This window comes from Shewanella sp. ALD9 (assembly GCF_002836315.1).
Taxonomy (GTDB): domain Bacteria; phylum Pseudomonadota; class Gammaproteobacteria; order Enterobacterales; family Shewanellaceae; genus Shewanella.
Genome location: NZ_PJCD01000043.1, coordinates 159,774 through 182,002, shown reverse-complemented (window position 1 = coordinate 182,002; position 22,229 = coordinate 159,774). Strand labels below are relative to the sequence as shown.

Annotated in this window: 18 protein-coding genes; 7 read left to right on the top strand and 11 right to left on the bottom strand. The window is 42.9% G+C overall.

Annotation, left to right across the window (positions count from 1 at the left end):
• Window positions 1-15: 15 nt before the first annotated feature.
• Entirely contained in the window at window positions 16-1,248 is a 1,233-nt protein-coding gene (gene hutI / locus CXF88_RS20480; RefSeq protein WP_101088623.1) for an imidazolonepropionase, read from the bottom strand.
• Window positions 1,249-1,381: 133 nt separating this feature from the next.
• Here hutI and hutC point away from each other — a divergent pair, with 133 nt between their 5' ends.
• The 5 genes from hutC (at window position 1,382) to CXF88_RS20455 (ending at window position 8,517) form a co-directional block, all read left to right on the top strand.
• Window positions 1,382-2,089, top strand: a complete 708-nt coding sequence (gene hutC / locus CXF88_RS20475) for a histidine utilization repressor (protein ID WP_101088691.1) — start codon at window positions 1,382-1,384, stop codon at window positions 2,087-2,089.
• Window positions 2,090-2,184: 95 nt separating this feature from the next.
• Window positions 2,185-3,855, top strand: a complete 1,671-nt coding sequence (gene hutU / locus CXF88_RS20470; protein WP_011639362.1) for a urocanate hydratase — start codon at window positions 2,185-2,187, stop codon at window positions 3,853-3,855.
• A gap of 3 nt (window positions 3,856-3,858) precedes the next feature.
• Complete coding sequence (gene hutH, locus CXF88_RS20465; RefSeq protein ID WP_101088622.1) at window positions 3,859-5,397, top strand: histidine ammonia-lyase; 1,539 nt, start codon at window positions 3,859-3,861, stop codon at window positions 5,395-5,397.
• Between the two features lie 345 nt (window positions 5,398-5,742).
• Complete coding sequence (locus CXF88_RS20460; protein ID WP_101088621.1) at window positions 5,743-7,011, top strand: mechanosensitive ion channel domain-containing protein; 1,269 nt, start codon at window positions 5,743-5,745, stop codon at window positions 7,009-7,011.
• 81 nt (window positions 7,012-7,092) lie between these two features.
• Window positions 7,093-8,517: an alpha/beta hydrolase gene (locus CXF88_RS20455; protein ID WP_157822841.1), complete on the top strand. Its 1,425-nt coding sequence runs from the start codon at window positions 7,093-7,095 to the stop codon at window positions 8,515-8,517.
• Between the two features lie 98 nt (window positions 8,518-8,615).
• On the opposite strand, the gene CXF88_RS20450 is transcribed toward CXF88_RS20455, so the two are convergent.
• From CXF88_RS20450 to CXF88_RS20430, 5 genes are all read right to left on the bottom strand, one after another.
• Window positions 8,616-9,170 carry a lysophospholipid acyltransferase family protein gene (locus CXF88_RS20450; protein WP_101088619.1) on the bottom strand — a complete coding sequence of 185 codons (555 nt, stop codon included), beginning with the start codon at window positions 9,168-9,170 and terminating at the stop codon, window positions 8,616-8,618.
• A gap of 362 nt (window positions 9,171-9,532) precedes the next feature.
• Entirely contained in the window at window positions 9,533-10,000 is a 468-nt protein-coding gene (locus CXF88_RS20445; RefSeq protein ID WP_101088618.1) for a DUF2489 domain-containing protein, read from the bottom strand.
• 95 nt (window positions 10,001-10,095) lie between these two features.
• Entirely contained in the window at window positions 10,096-10,644 is a 549-nt protein-coding gene (gene yihI / locus CXF88_RS20440) for a Der GTPase-activating protein YihI (protein ID WP_101088617.1), read from the bottom strand.
• A gap of 55 nt (window positions 10,645-10,699) precedes the next feature.
• Window positions 10,700-11,362 carry a methyltransferase domain-containing protein gene (locus CXF88_RS20435; RefSeq protein ID WP_101088616.1) on the bottom strand — a complete coding sequence of 221 codons (663 nt, stop codon included), beginning with the start codon at window positions 11,360-11,362 and terminating at the stop codon, window positions 10,700-10,702.
• An 841-nt stretch (window positions 11,363-12,203) separates the two neighbouring features.
• A complete protein-coding gene (locus CXF88_RS20430; protein ID WP_101088615.1) occupies window positions 12,204-12,827 on the bottom strand; it encodes a c-type cytochrome in 624 nt (207 codons plus the stop codon).
• A 264-nt stretch (window positions 12,828-13,091) separates the two neighbouring features.
• On the opposite strand from CXF88_RS20430, the gene yihA reads away from it, so the two are divergent.
• Window positions 13,092-13,766: a ribosome biogenesis GTP-binding protein YihA/YsxC gene (yihA, locus tag CXF88_RS20425; RefSeq protein WP_101088614.1), complete on the top strand. Its 675-nt coding sequence runs from the start codon at window positions 13,092-13,094 to the stop codon at window positions 13,764-13,766.
• A gap of 738 nt (window positions 13,767-14,504) precedes the next feature.
• On the opposite strand, the gene polA is transcribed toward yihA, so the two are convergent.
• Entirely contained in the window at window positions 14,505-17,261 is a 2,757-nt protein-coding gene (polA, locus tag CXF88_RS20420; RefSeq protein ID WP_101088613.1) for a DNA polymerase I, read from the bottom strand.
• Between the two features lie 530 nt (window positions 17,262-17,791).
• On the opposite strand from polA, the gene elbB reads away from it, so the two are divergent.
• Complete coding sequence (gene elbB / locus CXF88_RS20415) at window positions 17,792-18,445, top strand: isoprenoid biosynthesis glyoxalase ElbB (RefSeq protein ID WP_101088612.1); 654 nt, start codon at window positions 17,792-17,794, stop codon at window positions 18,443-18,445.
• 82 nt (window positions 18,446-18,527) lie between these two features.
• Here elbB and glpG read toward each other — a convergent pair whose 3' ends face one another.
• The 4 genes from glpG to CXF88_RS20395 all read right to left on the bottom strand — a co-directional run bounded on the left by glpG (window position 18,528) and on the right by CXF88_RS20395 (window position 22,132).
• A complete protein-coding gene (gene glpG, locus CXF88_RS20410; protein WP_101088611.1) occupies window positions 18,528-19,379 on the bottom strand; it encodes a rhomboid family intramembrane serine protease GlpG in 852 nt (283 codons plus the stop codon).
• A complete protein-coding gene (gene glpE, locus CXF88_RS20405) occupies window positions 19,376-19,684 on the bottom strand; it encodes a thiosulfate sulfurtransferase GlpE (RefSeq protein ID WP_101088610.1) in 309 nt (102 codons plus the stop codon). The genes glpG and glpE overlap by 4 nt, the downstream gene beginning before the upstream one ends.
• 125 nt (window positions 19,685-19,809) lie before the next feature.
• On the bottom strand, window positions 19,810-20,835 hold the full coding sequence (gene tdh, locus CXF88_RS20400) for an L-threonine 3-dehydrogenase (protein ID WP_101088609.1): 1,026 nt from the start codon (window positions 20,833-20,835) through the stop codon (window positions 19,810-19,812).
• A gap of 103 nt (window positions 20,836-20,938) precedes the next feature.
• Complete coding sequence (locus tag CXF88_RS20395; protein WP_101088608.1) at window positions 20,939-22,132, bottom strand: glycine C-acetyltransferase; 1,194 nt, start codon at window positions 22,130-22,132, stop codon at window positions 20,939-20,941.
• Between the last annotated feature and the right edge of the window lie 97 nt (window positions 22,133-22,229).

The window sequence follows — 22,229 nt, the reverse complement described above, 5'->3', positions numbered from 1 at the left end:
TAACGGTTTAACTGTTTAATTGGGTAGCGCAACTACCTGACCATTTTTTACAACGGTTTTACACAGGTTCACTCCGTAAGCATAAGCTAATTGTGCTGGAGTGGTGATATCCCACAAACAAAAATCAGCTTGTTTACCTACGGTAATACTGCCGACATTATTGTCGATACCAAGTGCTTTTGCAGCATTAATGGTTACACCTTGTAAGGCTTCTTCTGGGGTGAGTTTGAATAAGGTGCAAGCCATATTGAGCATCAATAAAGTGGAGCAAATAGGCGATGACCCCGGATTAAAATCGCTGGCAATAACCATTGGCACCTTATATTGACGCAGTAAGTCGATTGGCGGTAATTGGGTTTCGTGTAAAAAATAAAATGCGCCGGGTAACAAGGTTGCACAGGTACCACTTTCGCTTATGGCTTTAATACCTGCTTCATCTAGAAACTCAATATGATCGACCGATTTAGCCCCAAGCTTGGCTGCTAAGGCGCTGCCGCCCATATTGGTTAATTGCTCAGCATGCAGTTTAATCTGCAGACCTGCCTGTTTAGCCGCAGTTAATACTCGCTCAGTTTGCTCAAGATTAAAGGCGATATTTTCACAAAATACATCGACGGCATCAGCAAGGTTTTCGGCGATTACCGCGGGGAGCATGTCATTAATGACGAGGTCGATATAGACATCTGCATTGTCTTTATATTCTGGCGGAATAGCATGGGCGCCCAAGAAGGTGGTGCTTATATCAATGTGATGATGTTCGCCTAGCTCACGCGCAACGCGCAATAATTTAAGTTCTGTTTCGGTGTTCAAGCCGTAACCAGATTTAATTTCAACCGTGGTGACGCCTTCTCTGGCTAGGGCGTTTAAGCGTTGTCGACCCAGTTCAAATAACTCAGCTTCATCAGCTTCACGACAGGCGTTAACGGTTGAGATAATACCGCCGCCAGCCCGAGCGATATCTTGGTAACTTGCACCTTGTAAGCGTTGTTCAAACTCATTGGCGCGATTACCGGCAAAGACTAAGTGGGTGTGTGCATCGATAAGCCCTGGTGTTATCCAGCCGCCTTTGCCTCTGTAAACTGGGGTTGCCAGTACATCAAATTCAGGTAGTTCACTGCGCGGGCCAACCCAAGCAATTTTGCCATCTTTTATTGCAATAGCCGCTAGAGGTATTACGCCGTAAGCCCCTTGGATATTGGTATCCATGGTGGCCACGTTTACATCAATCCACACTTGATCCCACGACATGAAAATCCCTAAAAATGCATTAATTATTGATTGCTAAACAATACTTGTTTTAGCTTGTATATACAAGGTAGGATGAATGATGTGTTTTTAAACAGCAATGACATTATTGTCTAAAAAACCGAGAGCTGCTGATATGGCCCAAGCAAAGTTTGCCCAGATAAAACAATTCATTTTGAGTCGTATTGAAACGGGCGAATGGCAAGAAAACGACCGAGTGCCGTCTGAAAATCAGTTAACTGAATTGTTCGCCTGTAGCCGTATGACAGCAAGGCGGGCGTTAACTGAGCTGGTGGACTCGGGCGTGTTAGAGCGCACTCAGGGAGTGGGCACGTTTGTTGCGGGATTAAAGTCGCAATCGTCATTACTGGCTATTCGTAATATTGCCGATGAGATAAAAGATCGTGGCCATGGCTACAGTGTTAACCAGCTTGAATTGAGACAAATCGAGGCCAGCACAACAGTGGCTAATGCATTGGGGCTGGAATTGGGCAGCCCTGTATTTTATTCGGTGTTGGTGCATTGCGAGCAAGGCTTGCCATTACAAGTTGAAGAGCGTTATGTAAACCCACAGCTGGTGCCTGATTACCTACAACAAGATTTTAGCTCACATACTCCCCATGAATATTTGTCGGCCGTAGCGCCACTGACAGAGGCCAAGCATACCGTTGAAGCCATTATGGCTAACGAGCTGTTACAACAAAGGTTGTCGATTGCTGCAACGGAACCTTGCTTACAAATTTTACGTCGTACCTGGTCGCGCCAAGGTGTGGTCAGTTTTGCTCGTTTAGTTCATCCGGGTAGCAAATTTAAACTAGGCGGCCATTTAACCTTTGCGCGTTAAAAGGTGGTATCGAAAATGAAAACCGTAAGACATTAAAAATACACAACAAGACCAATAAAAAACCAAACTGAATAAACTCGGTTGAAGAGGAACATATGGATAAACGACACGACCCAAGCCGTCGCATTATTGCGCCACACGGTACCCAATTACAGTGTAAAAGTTGGCTAACCGAAGCCGCGATGCGCATGTTAATGAACAACTTACACCCTGATGTTGCCGAACGCCCAGAAGACTTAGTGGTGTACGGCGGCATTGGCCGCGCCGCGCGCGACTGGCAAAGTTACGACAAAATTATTGAAGTGCTTAAACGCCTTGAAGACGATCAAACCTTATTGGTGCAGTCGGGTAAACCTGTTGGGGTGTTTACCACTCATAGCAATGCGCCACGGGTCATTATTGCTAATTCAAACCTAGTGCCACATTGGGCTAACTGGGAACACTTTAACGAACTGGATAAGAAAGGTTTGGCCATGTATGGCCAAATGACTGCGGGTTCGTGGATTTATATTGGTTCGCAAGGCATTGTGCAAGGTACTTACGAAACGTTTGTCGCCATGGCTAAACAGCACTTTAATGGCTCGTCAGCGGGTAAGTGGATTTTAACCGGCGGTTTAGGCGGCATGGGTGGCGCACAACCACTGGCTGGTACTATGGCGGGTTATTCGGTATTAACCTGTGAAGTAGATGAAACCCGTATCGATTTTCGCATGCGTACTGGTTACGTCGACAAAAAAGCCACTTCATTAGATCAAGCATTAGCGATGATTTACGCAGCAAACCAAAGCGGCAAGCCTGTTTCAGTCGGCTTATTAGCCAATGCTGCCGATGTGTTTACTGAGCTAGTGACCCGCGGCATTGTGCCTGATGTGGTAACCGATCAAACCTCCGCGCACGACCCATTAAACGGCTATTTACCTCAAGGCTGGAGCTTAGAATACGCTGCTAAAATGCGTAAAACTGACGAAGCGGCAGTCGTTAAAGCGGCGAAGCAATCAATGGCGGTGCAAGTTAGAGCAATGTTGGCATTGCAGGCAGCCGGTGCAGCAACCACAGATTATGGTAACAATATTCGCCAAATGGCCTTTGAAGAAGGCGTAACGAATGCGTTCGACTTCCCTGGGTTTGTGCCAGCATATGTGCGGCCGTTATTTTGTGAAGGCATTGGACCATTCCGTTGGGTAGCCTTGTCTGGCGATCCGGAAGATATCTACAAAACAGATGCCAAAGTCAAAGAGCTTATTCCAGATAATCCGCAGTTACACAATTGGCTCGACATGGCGCGTGAGCGTATTGCGTTTCAAGGCTTACCTGCACGTATTTGCTGGGTAGGGCTTAAAGATCGTGCCCGCTTAGCGTTAGCTTTTAATGAAATGGTCAAAAACGGTGAGTTATCGGCACCAATTGTTATCGGTCGTGATCACTTAGATTCTGGCTCAGTTGCCAGCCCAAATCGAGAAACAGAAGCCATGTTAGACGGCTCTGATGCGGTGTCAGATTGGCCATTAATGAATGCCTTACTCAATACGGCTAGTGGTGCAACTTGGGTGTCATTGCATCATGGTGGCGGCGTTGGTATGGGCTTTAGTCAACATTCTGGAGTGGTGATAGTGGCCGACGGAACCGATGAGGCTGCGGTACGTTTAGGCCGAGTATTGTGGAACGACCCTGCTACTGGGGTAATGCGTCATGCAGATGCTGGCTATGACATTGCAAAAAATTGTGCCAAAGAGCAAGGCTTAGACCTGCCAATGTTAGGAGCTTAATCCATGTCGACTTATTCATTTGAACTTATTCCAGGTACGCTGACATTAGCGCAGACTCGTGCGATCAGCCGTAATAGTGTCAAGCTGACCCTTGCGAAAGAAGCGATTAAAGACATTAATCAAAGTGCTGAAATCGTCCAGCAAGTATTACGTGAAGGCCGTACTGTTTACGGTATCAATACTGGCTTTGGCTTGTTAGCCAACACTAAAATTGTTCCAGAAGATCTGCAATTATTGCAACGCTCTATTGTATTGTCCCACGCAGCTGGCATTGGTAAATACATGCAAGATGCTACCGTGCGCTTAATGATGGTGTTAAAAATTAACTCATTAAGCCGCGGTTTTTCAGGTATTCGTTTAGAGGTTATCGAGTTTCTCATTCAGCTAGTGAATGCCGGAGTGTATCCGTGTGTGCCAGAAAAAGGCTCAGTCGGGGCATCGGGTGACTTAGCGCCATTAGCTCACATGTGTTTACCTTTGTTAGGTGAAGGCGAAATGAGCTATCAGGGGCTGATTATCTCAGCAGCGGAAGGTCTTGAGATTGCTGGGCTAAAACCTATTGAATTAGCAGCCAAAGAAGGCTTAGCGTTACTGAATGGTACGCAAGCCTCAACAGCGCTGGCGCTTGAAGGTTTGTTTAATGCAGAAGACTTGTTTGCCGCCAGTTCAATTATTGGCGCCATGAGTGTTGAAGCCGCTATGGGCAGTCGTAGTCCGTTTGATGCGCGTATTCATGCTGCGCGTGGACAAAAAGGCCAAATTGATTCAGCAGCCATTTTCCGTCATTTGCTCACTAATGAATCGGAAATTAGCCTAAGCCATACCAATTGCGAAAAAGTACAAGATCCATACTCACTGCGCTGTCAACCACAGGTCTTAGGTGCGTGCTTAACCCAAATCCGTCAAGCAGCAGAAGTGCTTGGCGCTGAGGCAAACGGTGTTACTGATAATCCATTGGTGTTCCAAGATACGGGCGATATTATTTCGGGCGGTAATTTCCATGCCGAACCCGTTGCGATGGCGGCTGATAACCTCGCGATTGCGATTGCTGAAATGGGCTCTATTTCGGAGCGCAGAATGGCGTTGTTGATTGATTCTAGCTTGTCTAAGTTACCACCATTTTTGGTGGATAACGGTGGGGTGAATTCTGGCTTTATGATTGCCCAGGTCACTGCAGCTGCACTCGCATCGGAAAACAAGACCTATGCGCATCCGGCCTCGGTAGACAGTTTACCGACATCGGCAAACCAAGAAGATCACGTGTCGATGGCGACATTTGCTGCACGACGTTTACGCTACATGAGCGAAAATACCCGTGGAGTATTGGCTATTGAGTTGTTAGCTGCTGCGCAAGGGTTAGATTTTAGAAAGCCGTTGCAACCAAGCGCAGCTGTGGCGCTGGCCAAAGCTGAACTGCGTGAAATAGTGACGTTTTATGATAAAGACCGTTACTTTTCACCTGATATCGAGAACTCGGTCGACTTGTTGTATGGCGCCAGTTTTAACCGATTGCTACCGCAGGGCATGTTACCGAGTTTTTAATTGAGCGAAACTACATGTCATGAACAGGATATGTTTAGAGTAATTTGATAAAGGACCGCAAGGTCCTTTTTTATTATCTTTTATTGCCCACGCGTCAAAGCTAATTTTTGTTTAATCTTGTTTGGGTATACTCACATTCATTGCAACTGTTAACATAATCGTGAAAATAGTAACTTGCATTAAATTTATCATCTTGACCGATAGAGTCGATGTTTCGGTAACGTTATACATCAACACCATGCATAATGAGCACACTGATAAGCCTGTGAATGTTTGCTTGCATTTATGCGGTTTAATTTACGTCTTTTGATTGAGTAAAGGGCAAACGTGGCTAAGGATTTGTTTGTGAATACAGAAGTGCGGATTGAAATTGCGGCTTGGTTAACCCGTTTGGGTATTAATAGCCAACCATCGGATGGTGTCGCAACATCGATATTAATTTTGGCTTGTGTGGTTGTGGCAGGTTTAAGTTATTACATTACCCATCGATTTGTCGTTCACGGTGTGAATGCTGTGATCCGCCGATCCTCGGTGACTTGGGACGATATTTTCATGCGCTTTAATGTGTTTGAACGTCTCGCTATTTTGATCCCCATTTTAATCCTCGATTTATTGATCCCTATTGTGCTCACCGAGCATGAGTTGATTAGCGCTTTTATTGACCGTTTCCTTAGCGCGTTGTTAGTGTTTTTTATGATTCGAGCTGTGTATAGCGGGTTGAATGCGATTGATGAAATTGCTGATATTAATCATGTTAATCGCCGTTTACCGGTAAAAAGTTTTGTGCAGCTGACTAAGTTGTTTTTATTCTTCATTGGTTTAATTGTTGTCTTTGCTATTCTAGCCGACCAGTCGCCTATTTATTTCTTTAGTGGTTTAGGGGTTGCTACCGGTTTGGTTATGTTGGTGTTTCGAGACACAATTCTGGGTTTTGTTGCTGGAATTCAACTTGCTGCTAACCGCATGGTGAGTAAAGGCGATTGGATCCAAATGGATAAATACGCTGCAGACGGCGCCGTTGAAGATGTAACCTTAACCACAGTTAAAGTACGAAACTGGGACAATACCATCACCATGATCCCAGCTTATGCATTAGTGTCTGATGCATTTAAGAACTGGCGCGGCATGTCCGAGTCGGGTGGCCGACGGATTAAGCGCTCAATCAATATCGACGTCAATAGCATTCAGTTTTTGACCGATGAAGAACGTATTCGCTTAGGCAAAGTCAATTATTTGAAAGAGTATTTACCGCAAGTATTCAGTGAAATCAGTGTTGCTAATGCCAACATAAGTGATATTGAGATGAAGGTGAATGGCCGTCATTTAACCAATATCGGAACATTTAGAGCATACTTACAAGAGTATTTACGTCGTCATGACAAAGTACATAAAGACATGACATTGATGGTAAGGCAGCTTGCTCCAACCACTGAGGGCTTGCCGATAGAATTATATATTTTTACCAATGACATTCGTTGGACCTATTATGAAGCGATTCAGGCAGACATTTTTGATCACATTTTTGCCGTGTTACCTGAGTTTGGTTTACGTGCGTTTCAAAGCCCAACAGGTACTGACATTCGCAGCATAAAGCAATGTACCGAACAGCATTGATAAGCCGCCAGATAAGCGATATTTGCAGTGGTTAAATTCCTGGTATTAATATCATTGCTGTTGCTGTGGTGGGCGATGCCCGTGCAAGCTAATTGGTTTAATGATATCAATAGGCAAGTTCGCTCAATAGGCGCTGTAAAACCACTGACAGCCGAGCCATTAACAACCGCAGAGCTAGCTGATTACCCAACAAACTATCAATTTGAACGAGTGATAATACCAAGCCATCAAACTCCGCTGTTTGTGTTACAAGCAGGGCTTGAGCACCGTGACACTGTGGTGCTTATTCACGGTTTAGGTGAGTTAGCCTCTAAAGACTGGTTAACGGTTATTCCCGCGTTAGCAAAGCAGTATCATGTTGTTGCTATCGATTTACCTGGTTTTGGCTTATCGCAAGGTGCGGTATTTACCTATTCACCCAAAGAATATGCCAAGGTGATCGATTGGGTCATTAGCCATTATCGTCATCCAAACGCTCAGGTACATCTTGTAGGACATTCGATGGGGGCGGCGATTAGCTTATATTATGCGAGCCAGTACCCAGGCAAAGTTGAGCAACTCGTACTGGTCGATGCCGCCGGCATTTTGGACCGGACTGCGTATCTAAAACAGATTTCTAAACGAGGTATGGCTAGTAGCGAATTACCACAAGGCTTACGCCGAGTGTTAGCCCGGGTTGATAACTTTGCCGATAAGATACTAGAGAAAACTGGAACCGGGTTAGATCCAACGAAATGGTTAAGTCACAATGAGTCTATTCGTAATATGACCATTGGCGAACAAACCAACACTAATGCGGCATTAGCATTAATGGAACAAAACTTCTCTGTGCTTAATTACCAACAGATGCCTGCGACGCAGTTAATTTGGGGCGCAGATGATCAAGTTGCGCCACTACGGACCGCTCAAGCACTGCTACATGTATTACCCACAGCACAACTGCAGGTTATTGCTGGTGCAGGGCATGTACCGATGAAATCGCATCCACACATCTTTAATCAAATGTTATTAACGGGCCTTGCATCGACTTCTACTTTTCCTTCTAATGCTAATGTTTTGGCTCGTGAGCAACATTCAGAAAATAGCAGTAAGCGTATTGGCAAATGCTATCAAGAAAGCCAACAATATTTTTCTGGGCATTATGATCAGCTCATTATTGAAGACTGTAAATTGGTGTTCATTGACAATGTTGATGTAAACCAGCTCACGATGAGTGACTCGATTGTAACCATCAAGTCTAGTCGCATAGGTATGCAGCAGAAAAAGATGAAGATCGCCCGCAGTACTATTAGTGCCACAGACACTCACTTTTTGGGTGAGATTAACAGTACTCGCAGTCGGTTTGATTTAGCTGGGGTAACCTTTTGGGGTGAGTCTCCGGTGTTCATCTCGCAAGAGTCTACTAGGCTAGTGCTATCTTTAGTGCGGATCCATACGCCAACGCACGTTATACGTTTAGGCGGCAGTTATGTGCTAGCCGCTGAGAGTTTAGAAAGCGTGTTATAAAAACCGCTGAATGCTGTGTAAGACACCTCTTGTATATCCAACACTGTCGCACTTCTGATTAATCAATATAAGCTAATTGAGCGTTAATTATTGCAGTACTATTTCTGCTGATAATCAGGAACCATTTTTGGATGATAACCTTTGATTGAACGGTAAAAATCCATTAACTGATTTATTTCGCGTTCAATATCTCCCGTCGGTCTTAACGGTTTGGCAATCACAACCGCTTTGCGGCCAAAATCTAATCCGATTGGCACTATATCAACATCCGCTTTGGCTGCAATATGGTAAAAACCACTTTTCCAACGAGTTACAGGGCTACGTGTGCCTTCAGGTGCTAAGGCCAGTTTATAAAGTGGATCTTGTTGGAATAACAGCACCACGCCATCAACTAAATTATTGTATTTACGTCTATCGACAGGGCTACCGCCCATGGCGCGAAATAGCCATCCCCAGGGCGGAATAAACAGCTGATGCTTGCCTAAAAAATGAATTTTGGTGCCTAAGGCGCTGCGGGCGATAATGCCAATGATGAAATCCCAATTACTGGTATGCGGGCCAACAATAATGACGCATGGCTTAGTATTATCGAGTTGGCCATCAAATTCCCAACCCAGTATTTTGAGTAATCCTAAGCAAAGTGAACTGAACATAGTGTGACCCCAATCATTGAGCTTTATTAAGCTTCTTGTTATTTCAATTTGTCAGCCAAACTGGTGTGGTTAATTGACGTTAATTTGTTGCTGGCATCTGCTGATGCTTACTTTAGCTGATGTGTTATCAGCATAGCCTGCAATCGTACTCATTTCATGCTTAACCTCAATTCAGCTAAGGCATGAGATAAATGTGATTAGTTAAGTTGCTGCAAACTTGTCATTGGCTAGCCTATTGACGCGTTATTTCATCTTGTTAGCAGAATAAATAACAAGTTTGATAGCGATAGTGACTAAGATTGTGTTTTTTATTATGACCTCCTGAACTCTTATCTCGAGTTCAGGTTAACTAATATGTTGCGCTAATGAGTGGTTGGCTTATCAAACTCGGCTATGTGTTTTGCTTCGTCTAGAATAACCTGTTCTAACTCTGCTTCTGATTTCATCCGCTCAAAATCAAACTTCATCCGTTGTTGTTTTGGTAGCTCATTACGCGCTTCCATGATGGGATGGTTTCTAATCAGCTCATAATGGGTAAACAGGTTAGGGAAGTCTGCCACAACTTGTTCTGACAAGGATAATGCATCAAATAATTTACCTATGCGCATAACGCCTTCAGACAGTTCACAACGATCTTCTAGCATTGCTGCGGCAATGTAACGGATATCAGTCAGTATTTGTTGTCTACGTTCTTCAGCTTTAGCCTTACGTTCAGAAAGTGCTTGTTGATTAGCTTGTGTTGTACGTTTAAGCGTTAACAGTAAGTGTGTTGCGTAGGTAGCAAGGGCTACAATGATGAGTAGAGCAATTACGATGGCGGTTGTAGACACAATTTATCCTTTTTTGAATACAAAACTGGCGCGATTTGCGCCAGTTTTTTGATATCAAACCAAGAAATAGCTTGGTATTACTTTCATCGAACAGATTAATCTTTCTGCTGATAATCTTTAAGCATATCGGCACCTGATTCAAAACGATTTAATAGTTCATCGTCACTCAGTTGCTTTTTAGGACTTTGTGTTGGCGTATCATCGCCTTCAGTTAGGCCTAAGCTCAACATCAGTTGCTCAATTTTGTCTAATTGAATATTCAACCACTTTTGATCAGTGTCAGATAAATCACGACCTTCTTCAAGTTGGTCAAGTAACTGATTTAGTCTTGGATCATCTTCAAGTTTCAGTAACTTCTGTTCGTCAGTCAGTTTAGGCTGTTTAGGCTTAACCACTAATGGCGCGGTAACAGACGTAGGTAAAGTAAGTGCTACCGGCTTTTTGCTGCCATGACGGACATCTTTACTCTTAACCGAAGTGTTACCTGATGCTTGTTTAAGCAACGTTTCATTGTGACGGCTGCCTGATTTACGGCCGGTTTCAGATTTTTTACCATCGACCGCGTTGCGATCAACTTTTTTTACTCTAGGTGCAAACTTAGCGCCGTTTTCGCCGCCTTTGCGAGTTTTTTTACTGCGAGCCATGATGTTCTCGTTAGGTTTTCTAAACACGTCCTTGCAGAGCAATTTCTACAAGGCACTAAATAAGGATGCGCTTTATATCAGATTTTGATGATTTTTGCATCAAAACCAGATCTTTCGATGCAAATAATAGCTCAAAATCACTATTTAATGCTAAATATTCGAATGTCTGCTGCTGGTAAAAGCTTACATGAGTTGGATTGTTTTTGTAATGCCATTTGGCAAAATGGTCTTGATCGGTCAATAAAGGCGTGCCTATTGCTAACCAGCCATTGGGTTTAACCAGTTGATTGAGTAATTTCCATTCACGGTGTGGATGACGAAAGTGTTCGAATACCCGGTAACAACATACAAAATCATAGCTATGTTGCAGTACCGACTGATCTGCAGCAAAGAATGGGTCGTACTGATTAACAAGATGACCAGCATCAACAATGGATTGTCTGCTCTGTTCGTCAAGTAAGCGGCCAAAATTAAGACCAGTTAACGCACCGCTCTGTTGCTGAGATATTTGGGCTAATAGTGGCAGAATAAATTGCGATAATGGTTTCTGACTCGATGACTTTTGCGATCGACCGTAACGCTGACGCTCAACATCTGGCATAAGATGTGATTTTGGGTTAGCAAAGACTAAGCCACACCGTTCGCAGATGTAGAAAGCTCTTTTTTTGTCTTGAACAAAAAAATCAGCACTATGATTACAAAGCGGACATACGTTCATCAAATACAGCATTACCTAAGTATTGACTTAATAAACGATTATATAGCGAATGCGGTTAATTTAAAGTAAGTATTTGAAATGAAGTTGATATTGATGCTATTTGGGCATAAAAAAAAGCGGCAGTATAAACTGCCGCCTCGTAAAATAGTGCCTAACGCACTTTATTCTGATTCCAAGTATCCGTACTTGCTATGTGACTATCCCGGTCAGATCTTTATTTCTTCTGCTTTCCATGCCGTTTTTAATTGTTATTGGTCATCAATGACGCTTTTTTATATTCTGTTGCCGTCCTGACTACAGCTTCCGTAGATGGTCTTCAATGACGCATCATTATCCTAATTGTCTTCAATGACATTAGTTAACCATCCTTGTTACTTTATACCTTCGAGCGATAAAGCTTCCAGCGGGTGCATCCTCAGCAATAAGCTTTGTTTGCCATTATTTGAATCCTTCAAATAATACTCTGGGTTATCAGTCACTCTGTTGTGTAAGGCAGTGCTAAATAGCATGTCGACCAATCGGTCTATTCCTTACAAATTCTGCGACCAGTATTTCAAAATGAAATCTCGACTCATATTATTATTATTAGTGAGTGGTCTTAAATTATTATTATTATGAATTATCTTTATTCTTATATCTTAAATGTATCAGTCCGAAACCTGCTTGATGTTATTAGATTTATGTTACAAACAGTTGGGTTTACCTCGGTACGGGGTGTATTTAACGCTAAAAGTGTGAACACTGTCAAGCAATAATCGATGAAGCTTACGTCAACGTCAACTTGGTGGCATAAAAAAAGGGCTAGAAAGCCCATTTTTTTATTAGTAAATATTCAAGGGTATTAGTGCTTAATACTTGAAATATATTTAGATAATGCTTCGATATCAGCATCAGATAATTTTTTAGCTACATCTTGCATCATGCCATTTAAATCGTTGTGACGAACTCCATCACGAAATTGTGTTAGCTGAATTTTGATATAGTTAGCATGCTGACCACCCACGACAGGGAAGCCTGCAGCAGCTGCGCCTTGGCCTTCAGGACCATGACAGGCAACACATGCTGTAATACCACGAGCGGCGTCACCGCCTTTATACAGTTTTTCACCTGCTGTGGGTACGTCGGCAACATCGGCGACAACTTGTACTTGGCTTGCAAAGAATGCTGAAACATCAGCGATGTCTTCATCACTGAGCCCCATTGCAAAACCGATCATAATTGGGTTCATGCGACCTTCAGCACCACCGGTTTTAGCAGCAAGACGAAATTCTGTTAATTGTTTTTCAAGATAGGCAGGGTGTTGTCCTGCTAATTTAGGATACATATCAATCATGCTATTGCCGTCAGCACCGTGACAGGCAGAACATACGATTGCTTTAGTTTTGCCTGCTTCAGCATTACCTTCAGCCATAACTGATGATGACATAGCGGCGACTACAGACAGCGCAAGAGCTAACTTTTTCATGGCGTTCCAACTTCTAGTTAATTTATTGTCCTGAGCTTACTAGGAAGACCCGCAAGCGTGGTAAAATGTTTTTTCCAAGCGCTCTGATGTAGTTTACGATGCTCGTGAAGAGCTAGATCATTTATGACTACATCACACATATCAGCGTTGCTTGGGTATATAATGTGATCAGGCTAATATTTTACACGAAAATGTGCAAAAGTAAGCAATTGTTAAAAATTTATGGTAATGCGTTTACTAGAAGTAATTTAATTGGAGTTAAGAGTGACAGAATCTCGTATCGATTTCCGTAGGGCTAAGTTTTTAATCAGTGCGCCGGATATTGCGCATTTAGATCAGTATCTTCCTGGGGATATCGGGGTGGAGATTGCGTTCGCTGGGCGCTCTAATGCCGGTAAGTCCAGTGCGCTAAATGCGCTTACTGAACAAAAAAGTTTAGCTCGAACCAGTAAAACGCCAGGTCGAACCCAATTGATCAACGTGTTTCAGCTAGATGATGATCGTCGTTTAGTCGATTTACCTGGCTATGGTTTTGCGCAAGTTCCTTTAGCATTAAAACATAAATGGCAAGAAGCGCTTGGCGAATATCTACAAAAGCGTGCTTGTTTAAGTGGTGTGGTGGTATTGATGGATATCCGTCATCCATTGAAAGATCTCGATATGCAAATGATTGAGTGGGCAGTATTAAGCAACATTCCTGTATTAGCATTGCTAACAAAATCGGATAAATTGACTCAAAGCGTCAAAATGAAAACCGTTAATGATGTGCGTGCAGCCTTAAAAGATTTTGGTGATAAAGTGCAAGTTGAGACACTATCGTCGCTAAAAGGCACCGGTAAGCCCAAAGTGTTGAGCATCTTAAATGATTGGTGTCATCCAGAATGGTTAGCTGAGCAGAAGGCAGAGCAAGCGTCGGAGTCGGAGTTAGCACCAGAGTAGCGGTCGAGTGATATAAAAGATTAGCAAAATTAAGAACCGGCAAATATGTCGGTTTTTTTTCGTCTGAGTTTTCTACGTTGTAACAATGGCGATTTTTAAGCAAAAAAAAACCGATAACCAAACGGCCATCGGTACAAATAAATTAGCTCTTTTGGGGAGAAGCTAAATTCAACAAGACTCAAGTGCCATCAACTCAATTTGATGACTCTCAATAACCGTATAATAACTGTTTTTTAACCAACATTAAAGTATTTACTCTAAATATTTTTAATGATGAAAAAAAATCAAAAAAAAAGCCCCAGCAACCTAAGTTGCTGGGGCGCCGAATTTGGCTAGTCACTATCGCTAGTGAAATAAAGGTTTGAAAGATTGAACATCTTAACCTCTGTACCCTACAACGAATATAATAGCTTATTCGCCTTAAAATGAAAAACTGTTTTTCATAAAAAGATATAATAACTGTGACTGCAAACTCAAAATAGTCTTTATTTGCCGCTTAGAACGATGAACTAGTCGGTTATATATCATTAAATTGGTCATTGAGGCATAGGTTGAGTAATAGAGGATGCATAGGTGGTGAGGATATTTATTGCGCTAAGCGTTCAGTTCAGTTCAGTTCATTTCATTTCAGTTTAGCCATAGTTACAATGTCCAAATAAAAATACCGCATTCTAATGAATACGGTATTTTTGTTTTAGCTACAGACGTTTATTTTGCAAACATAACCTAAGCCAATGACTAGTGGGCTTCATTCCAGTTGTCGCCAATGCCAGCCTCGGCTAATAATGTCACGTCTAATGACGCTGCTTGCGCCATTAAATCGCACACTTTGGTTTTGAGGGTTTTAGCCTGGGCCTCATCCACTTCAAATACTAATTCATCGTGTACTTGCATTATCAGGGTAATTTCACCTTGAGTGTCTTGGTTAATCCACTGGTGAATGGCTATCATGGCTTTTTTGATGATGTCTGCTGCTGTTCCTTGCATCGGAGCGTTAATCGCTGCACGTTCAGCTGCCTGACGACGCATTGCATTACGGTCGTTGATTTCAGGCAAGTATAAACGACGTCCGAATAATGTAGATACGTAACCTAGCTCAGCGGCGATGGCTCGGGTTTCTTCCATGTATTTGAGTACACCGGGATAGCGAGCAAAATACGTGTCGATATACTTTTGTGCTTCATTGCGTGGAATATCGAGCTGTTTGGCTAAACCAAACGCAGACATTCCATAAATTAAGCCAAAGTTAACCGCTTTAGCGCGGCGACGTTGCTCAGTGGTGACTTCTTCAAAGTGCACTCCAAAGACTTCCGCTGCGGTAGCTTTATGAATGTCTTTGCCTTCTGCGAATGCGGTTAGCAAGCCTGCATCTTGAGATAAATGAGCCATGATCCGCAGTTCTATTTGCGAATAATCGGCAGCTAAAATTTTACGACCTGCGGGGGCAATAAAGGCTTGGCGAATACGACGGCCTTCTTCAGTACGGATCGGAATATTCTGTAAGTTTGGCTCACTTGATGACAAACGACCGGTTGCAGCATTAGCTTGGTGGTAACTAGTATGCACTCTGCCAGTCGTGGCATTAACCATAAGCGGCAGTTTGTCGGTATAAGTGCTCTTTAATTTGGCTAGGCTACGATGTTCAAGAATAACTTTAGGTAAAGGGTAGTCAAGTGCCAGCTCCACTAATACATCTTCTGCTGTTGATGGCGCACCTTTAGGGGTTTTCTTCTTTATTGGATAACCTAGTTTTTCAAAAAATAGCGTTTGTAGTTGCTTTGGTGAAGCGAGGTTAAATTTTTCTTCGGCAATTTCGTAGGCTTTATTTTCCAAATCATCAAGCTTTTTGGCTAACTCACCACTTTGTTGACTAAGTAGCATTGAATCAATCAATACACCTTGGCGCTCTACATCAGACAATACTTGTATTAATGGTAATTCTAGCTCATTAAATACACTGGCCAGTTCTGGTTCTTTTTCAAGCCTTGGCCATAGATGTTGATGTAAACGCAGAGTGATATCGGCATCTTCAGCGGCGTATGGCCCAGCAATATCCAAATGAACTTGATTAAACGTCAGCTGCTTTGCGCCTTTGCCAGCGACTTCTTCAAAACTAATATTTTTATGGCCAAGGTATTTTAACGCTAAACCGTCCATGTCGTGACGCGATGCGATTGAATTAAACACATAGGATTCGAGCATAGTATCGAAGCGTATACCTTTGAGGGTAATACCTGCGTTGGCTAAAATACTCATATCGTACTTCAGATTTTGACCCACTTTTTGTGGTTTTTCGCCTTCAAGGATCGGACGCAACTTTTCAAGCGCTATGGTTTTATCAATTTGCTGCGGCGCATCAAGGTAATCATGTGCTAACGGTAAATAGGCTGCTTTACCTGCTTCGGTAGCAAATGATAAACCGACAAGTTCCGCTTCCATGTAGTTGAGACTTGTGGTTTCGGTATCAATCGCTATCAGTTCGGCGCTATTAAGTTTTTCAATCCATTTATCAAGCGCTTCTATGGTCAGAATCGTTTCATACTCAGCTTCAATGGTTGGCGATACGGTGATTTCTTCTTCGCTATCTTGGCTGATGGTACCGCGGGGTTGCTTATTATCGAGTACTTCCGCTAACCAACGCTTGAATTCCATTTCACCGAAGCATTTAATGAGTTCATCACGGTCTTGAGGCTTAACCGTCATTTGATGCCAGTCTTGTGCTAACTCGACATCGGTTTTAATGGTCGCCAGTTCATATGACAACTTTAACATGTCGGCATTTTCGATGATTTTAGCCGGCATGGTTTTCGAGCCTCTAAAGCCAACTTCAACGACGCTTTGTGGATCGGCTAAAATATTTTCTACACTTCCTACACCAAGCAGCATCGCCAGCGCGGTTTTCTCACCAACCCCAGGTAAACCTGGAATGTTATCGGACTTGTCGCCCATGAGTGCTAAGAAGTCGATTATTCTATCGGGACTGACACCATATTTCGTTTTGACCTCTTCAGGGCCCATAATGGTATCTGTCATGGTATTGATTAACGTGACATGCTCATTCACTAGCTGTGCCATGTCTTTATCGCCGGTACTGATTAATGTCGCCCGGCCTTCTTTACTCGCTTGAAGGGCGATGGTACCGATCACATCGTCGGCTTCCACACCAGAAATGCTGATCAAAGGTAAACCCATTGCGTGAATGATTCTATGTAATGGTTCTATTTGATTACGCAGATCATCGGGCATAGGTGGGCGCTGGGCTTTGTATTCACTGTACATATCGTTGCGGAAAGTTTTGCCTTTAGCATCGAAAACAACAGCGATATGACTAGGACTGTAACGGCTTAATAAACTACGAAGCATGTTAACAACACCGTAAACCGCGCCTGTTGCTTCACCTTTTGAATTGGTTAAATGAGGCGGCGCATAATAAGCGCGATAAAGATAAGATGAGCCATCAACTAAGATGAGCGGGTTATTGGGAATTGTTGGCATAATTAATATTCGTGTTCAGTATTTTGCGAGACTAATAGGATGACATTATACCCATAGCACCTCAAGATGCTTGTGCGATTGTCAGTTATTTACCCAAGATAGTGTCAATAATCGTAACGTTTGACTCGTTGTGTATCCAGTGAGGTTTTTTGGGCAATTTTATAGAGAAAAGCCAACAATCAGCCACGCCAAAAGACTCTCAGCCTGTGGATAAGTCTGTGAGTGAATTAATCAACGTTGCTGGATAGATTTTCTTACGGCTTGAAATGAAATCAGTAACTAGTTGAGTTATATGTTCTTTTTTATTTTTTGTGAGCTAAATATTATTTCTAATAAATATTACTAATTTGTGGACTTTTTTATTGATGTCAGTTAAGTCACAATCGAATTCAGTGATGTTTTATGACTAAAAAAAAGGCATCTAGCAAATTCGACGTTCTAAGTTAGCACGATTTTTAATCAGATCAATCGTTTTGTTGGTTTTTTGTTGTAAATTTTACATTATCAATTAAAAGTTGAAGGAAGATGTCATGAAAAAGATTGCTGTTTTACTGAGTGGCTGTGGTGTATTTGATGGGACTGAAATTCACGAGGCTGTATTAACCCTACTGGCGATTACGCGAGCGGGTGCTCAATATCAATGCTTTGCTCCAGATATTACCCAAATGCATGTGGTGAATCATTTAACCGGTGAGGTCAACACCGACGAAACCCGTAATGTATTAGTTGAGTCTGCACGGATCGCTCGTGGGGAAGTGCTTAATGCCAGTACATTAGAGGTAAGTCAATTTGATGGTTTGGTGATCCCTGGTGGTTTTGGTGCGGCTAAAAACTTATCCAATTTTGCAACCACAGGCAGTAATTGCCATATTCAGCCAATTGTAGAAAACTTTATTCGTGAGTTTGCGTTAGCGCATAAACCTGTCGGTTTTGTGTGTATTTCACCGGTGATGATCCCTCATATTTACGGCGCAGGTGCTATAGGCACAATTGGAACTGATTCTGAGACGGCTCATGCATTTACTGAAATGGGCGGTAAGCATAAAAATGTGCAAGTTGAAGATATTGTCGTTGATGAAGTCAATAAAATCGTCAGTACACCTGCGTATATGCTAGCAACGTCGATTTTAGAGGCACATATTGGCATTGAGAAGTTGGTTAATAAAGTACTCGAAATGGCTTAGTGATTTGGGCTGAGATGCATTGTGAATATGAGCGGATTAATGATAAAAAGAGTGCCACCTAAAGTGGCATTTTTATTTATAGTTAGCTGGTTTTAGTGGTAGGTGAGGTTCTACTATCAAATAATGCTTGGGCTAACCCAACACAAAGCCCTGCAATGTGGGCGCCATTCGCAATTGGCATGCCTAACACATCAGTAAAGCCGAGAACCAACCAAACGAGCATAAATCCCATATAAGATTGCGGCAAACGAATACCGCAGCTAGGTTTACGAATACCCATTAGCCAAGTGTAACCTACCACAGCGTATACGACGCCAGACAAGCCACCAAAATTAGGCCCTGTCATGTAAAACTGCACAATATTAGGCAAAGTGCCCGCGACAACTAATAAAAAAAGTAACGGTCGAGTACCCAAATTGGTTTCAATTTTACCGCCTAAGTACCACCACCACAGCAAATTAAAGATAATATGCATAGCAGAAAAGTGCATTAAGCTTGGGGTGAATACCCGCCACACTTGGTTTACATCACTGTCCGCAACGGCACTAAAAAAAGATAACTTAGTGAAGATGGCATCGGCAAAACCAAGGTTCATGCCCGCGAAAACGGCAACACAAGCAAAAAAGCACACTAATGTCAGTGGGCCTGCACCTGTCATAAACTGTTGAATTAAGCCTTTAGTTCCTGGGCCATAGTCAAATTTGGTATCCGTTGCACCGTTGTCCCAAGAGGCTTGCAAGTATTTACTATCGTATGGGTTTTTAGCAAACTCAATTAACTCGGCGCGAGCTTGGTTTTCATCGGCGGGGTTAGTGATTATTAGGCCAACACCTTGAGAATGAGTCACGGCATGGCATTGAATATTTAACCCTTTGAGGTGGTCAATAAATGCTTGTGCTGCACGTGCATTAGGTAGTTGGCCGATTTCTATCATGCGTGAGCCAAGCTCCAGGCACTATAACCACCATCTAAACTGTAGATGTCGTCAAAACCTTGTTCGTTTAAATAACTGGCTGCGCTTTGGCTGCTCATTCCATGGTAGCAGACAACGACTACCGGCTTGTCCATATCAGCACCGCCAATGAAGTCAGCTAGGTTTTCGTTGCTTAAATGGGTCGCACCTTCAATATGGCCAGCGGCAAAACTCGCTGCGTCGCGAATATCAACAACTTGTATGTCGTTAGATTCAGTCGACATATGGATAAGCTCATTAATAGACAAATGTTTAAAACCAGACATGATATTACCTATAAAAATATACAAATAGCGATGTGCTTAGCGTCAGTTTGCAACAAGGGGTTGTATTAATACAACCCCTTGTTGGTGTACTGACTCGTTAAGCCACAATACTGAGACAGTAAAGCTTAATCCCAGTTCAATATAACTTTACCTGACTGGCCTGAGCGCATTGCATCGAAGCCTTTCTGGAAATCATCAATACTAAAGTGATGAGTAATGATAGGTGACAAGTCTAAGCCTGATTGGATTAAGCTTGCCATTTTGTACCAAGTTTCGAACATTTCACGGCCATAAATGCCTTTGATGATCAACCCTTTAAAAATGATTTTGCTCCAGTCGATGGCCATCTCGCCGCCAGGAATACCTAGCATGGCAATTTTACCGCCGTGGTTCATGGTGTCTAACATCGCGTGGAATGCCGATGGTACGCCTGACATTTCTAAACCGACGTCGAAGCCTTCTGTCATGCCAAGTTCTTTCATAACATCTTTAAGGTTTTCTGTTGCGACGTTAACCGCGCGAGTCGCACCCATTTTTCGGGCAAGATCAAGTCGGTATTCATTTACATCAGTAATCACAACATGACGAGCGCCGACGTGTTTACAAACCGCTGCAGCCATAATACCAATAGGACCCGCACCGGTAATCAACACATCTTCGCCGACTAAATCAAACGATAATGCAGTATGTACCGCATTACCGAATGGATCGAATATAGCCGCTAAATCATCTGGAATATCCGCAGGAATTTTGAAGGCGTTAAACGCTGGTAACACTAAATATTCGGCAAACGCACCATCACGATTCACACCAACGCCTGAAGTATTACGGCATAAGTGGGTACGACCAGCACGACAGTTACGACAATAACCACAAGTGATGTGACCTTCTCCAGATACACGATCGCCAATACTAAACCCACGTACTTCCTGGCCAACATCGACCACTTCGCCGACATATTCATGGCCGGCAATCATCGGAACTGGAATGGTTTTTTGTGACCATTCATCCCAGTTGTAGATATGCACGTCAGTACCACAAATCGCTGTTTTACGAATTTTAATTAGCAGGTCGTTGTGACCCATTTCTGGTTTTGGTGCATCGACCATCCAGATGCCTTCTTCAGGCTTTAACTTACTTAATGCTTTCATGTTGATGACCTATTTTTAGTCTGAGCTATCGTTAACCACTGTTACGCGATGCTGTTATTAATCTATGCTTCTATTAACCTATGCTTTTATTAGTCAAGTTAGCTTAGATAATGCCCATATCTTTACCAATACGGGTAAAGGCACCGATAGCATGATCAAGTTGCTCGCGAGTGTGCGCAGCAGACATTTGGGTACGAATACGCGCTTGGCCTTTTGGTACCACTGGGAATGAAAAGCCAACTACGTAAATATGCTCTTGTAATAAACGGTTAGCAAAGTCGCCGGCCAATTTAGCATCGCCAATCATGACTGGAATAATGGCATGGTCTGCACCACCTAAGGTGAACCCAACCGCAGACATTTGCTCACGGAAATAACGACTGTTTTCCCATACTGCTTCACGCAAGTCTTGACCTGTTTTTAGCATTTCAAGCACCCGGATAGACGCACTAACAATAGAAGGCGCTAATGAGTTTGAAAATAGGTAAGGGCGAGAGCGTTGACGTAACCACTCAACGACTTCTTTTTTCGCTGCAGTAAAACCACCCGATGCGCCGCCTAATGCTTTACCTAAGGTACCGGTAATAATGTCGACACGATCCATGACATTACAGTATTCATGGGTTCCACGACCATTTTGACCGATAAAGCCTACTGCATGAGAGTCATCGACCATCACCAATGCGCCGTACTTATCTGCGAGATCACACACACCTTGAAGGTTAGCGATTACGCCGTCCATTGAGAACACACCGTCAGTGGCGATCAAAATGTTGCGTGCACCAGCAGCTTGAGCTGCAATGAGCTGAGTTTCTAAGTCGGCCATGTCATTGTTGGCATAACGGAAACGCTTAGCTTTACATAAACGCACACCATCAATAATTGAAGCATGGTTTAGCGCGTCGGACACAATAGCGTCCTCGGCATCTAATAAGGTTTCAAAAAGACCCGCATTAGCGTCGAAGCAAGACGAGTACAAAATGGTGTCCTCCATACCTAAAAAAGCACTTAGGCTAGCTTCTAATTGCTTATGAATGTCTTGAGTACCACAAATGAATCGTACCGATGCCATACCAAAACCGTGACTGTCTAAACCGGCTTTTGCGGCTTTGATAAGTTCAGGATGATTGGCTAAACCTAAATAGTTATTGGCGCAGAAGTTAATCACTTCTTCACTGTTAACTTGAATAGCTGTTTGCTGAGCGGAAGCAATGACGCGCTCACTTTTGTATAAACCATCGGCTTTTACATCGACAATTTGCTGATTAATTCGGTCGTAAAAAGAGGTAGATGCCACCTGTGTTCTCCTAAATATGGTTATTATGCTTATCCAAATCACGCAGTAAAACACCGCGATAAATGACAGGGTGTTTTGGAGTTATTGGCATTCTAAC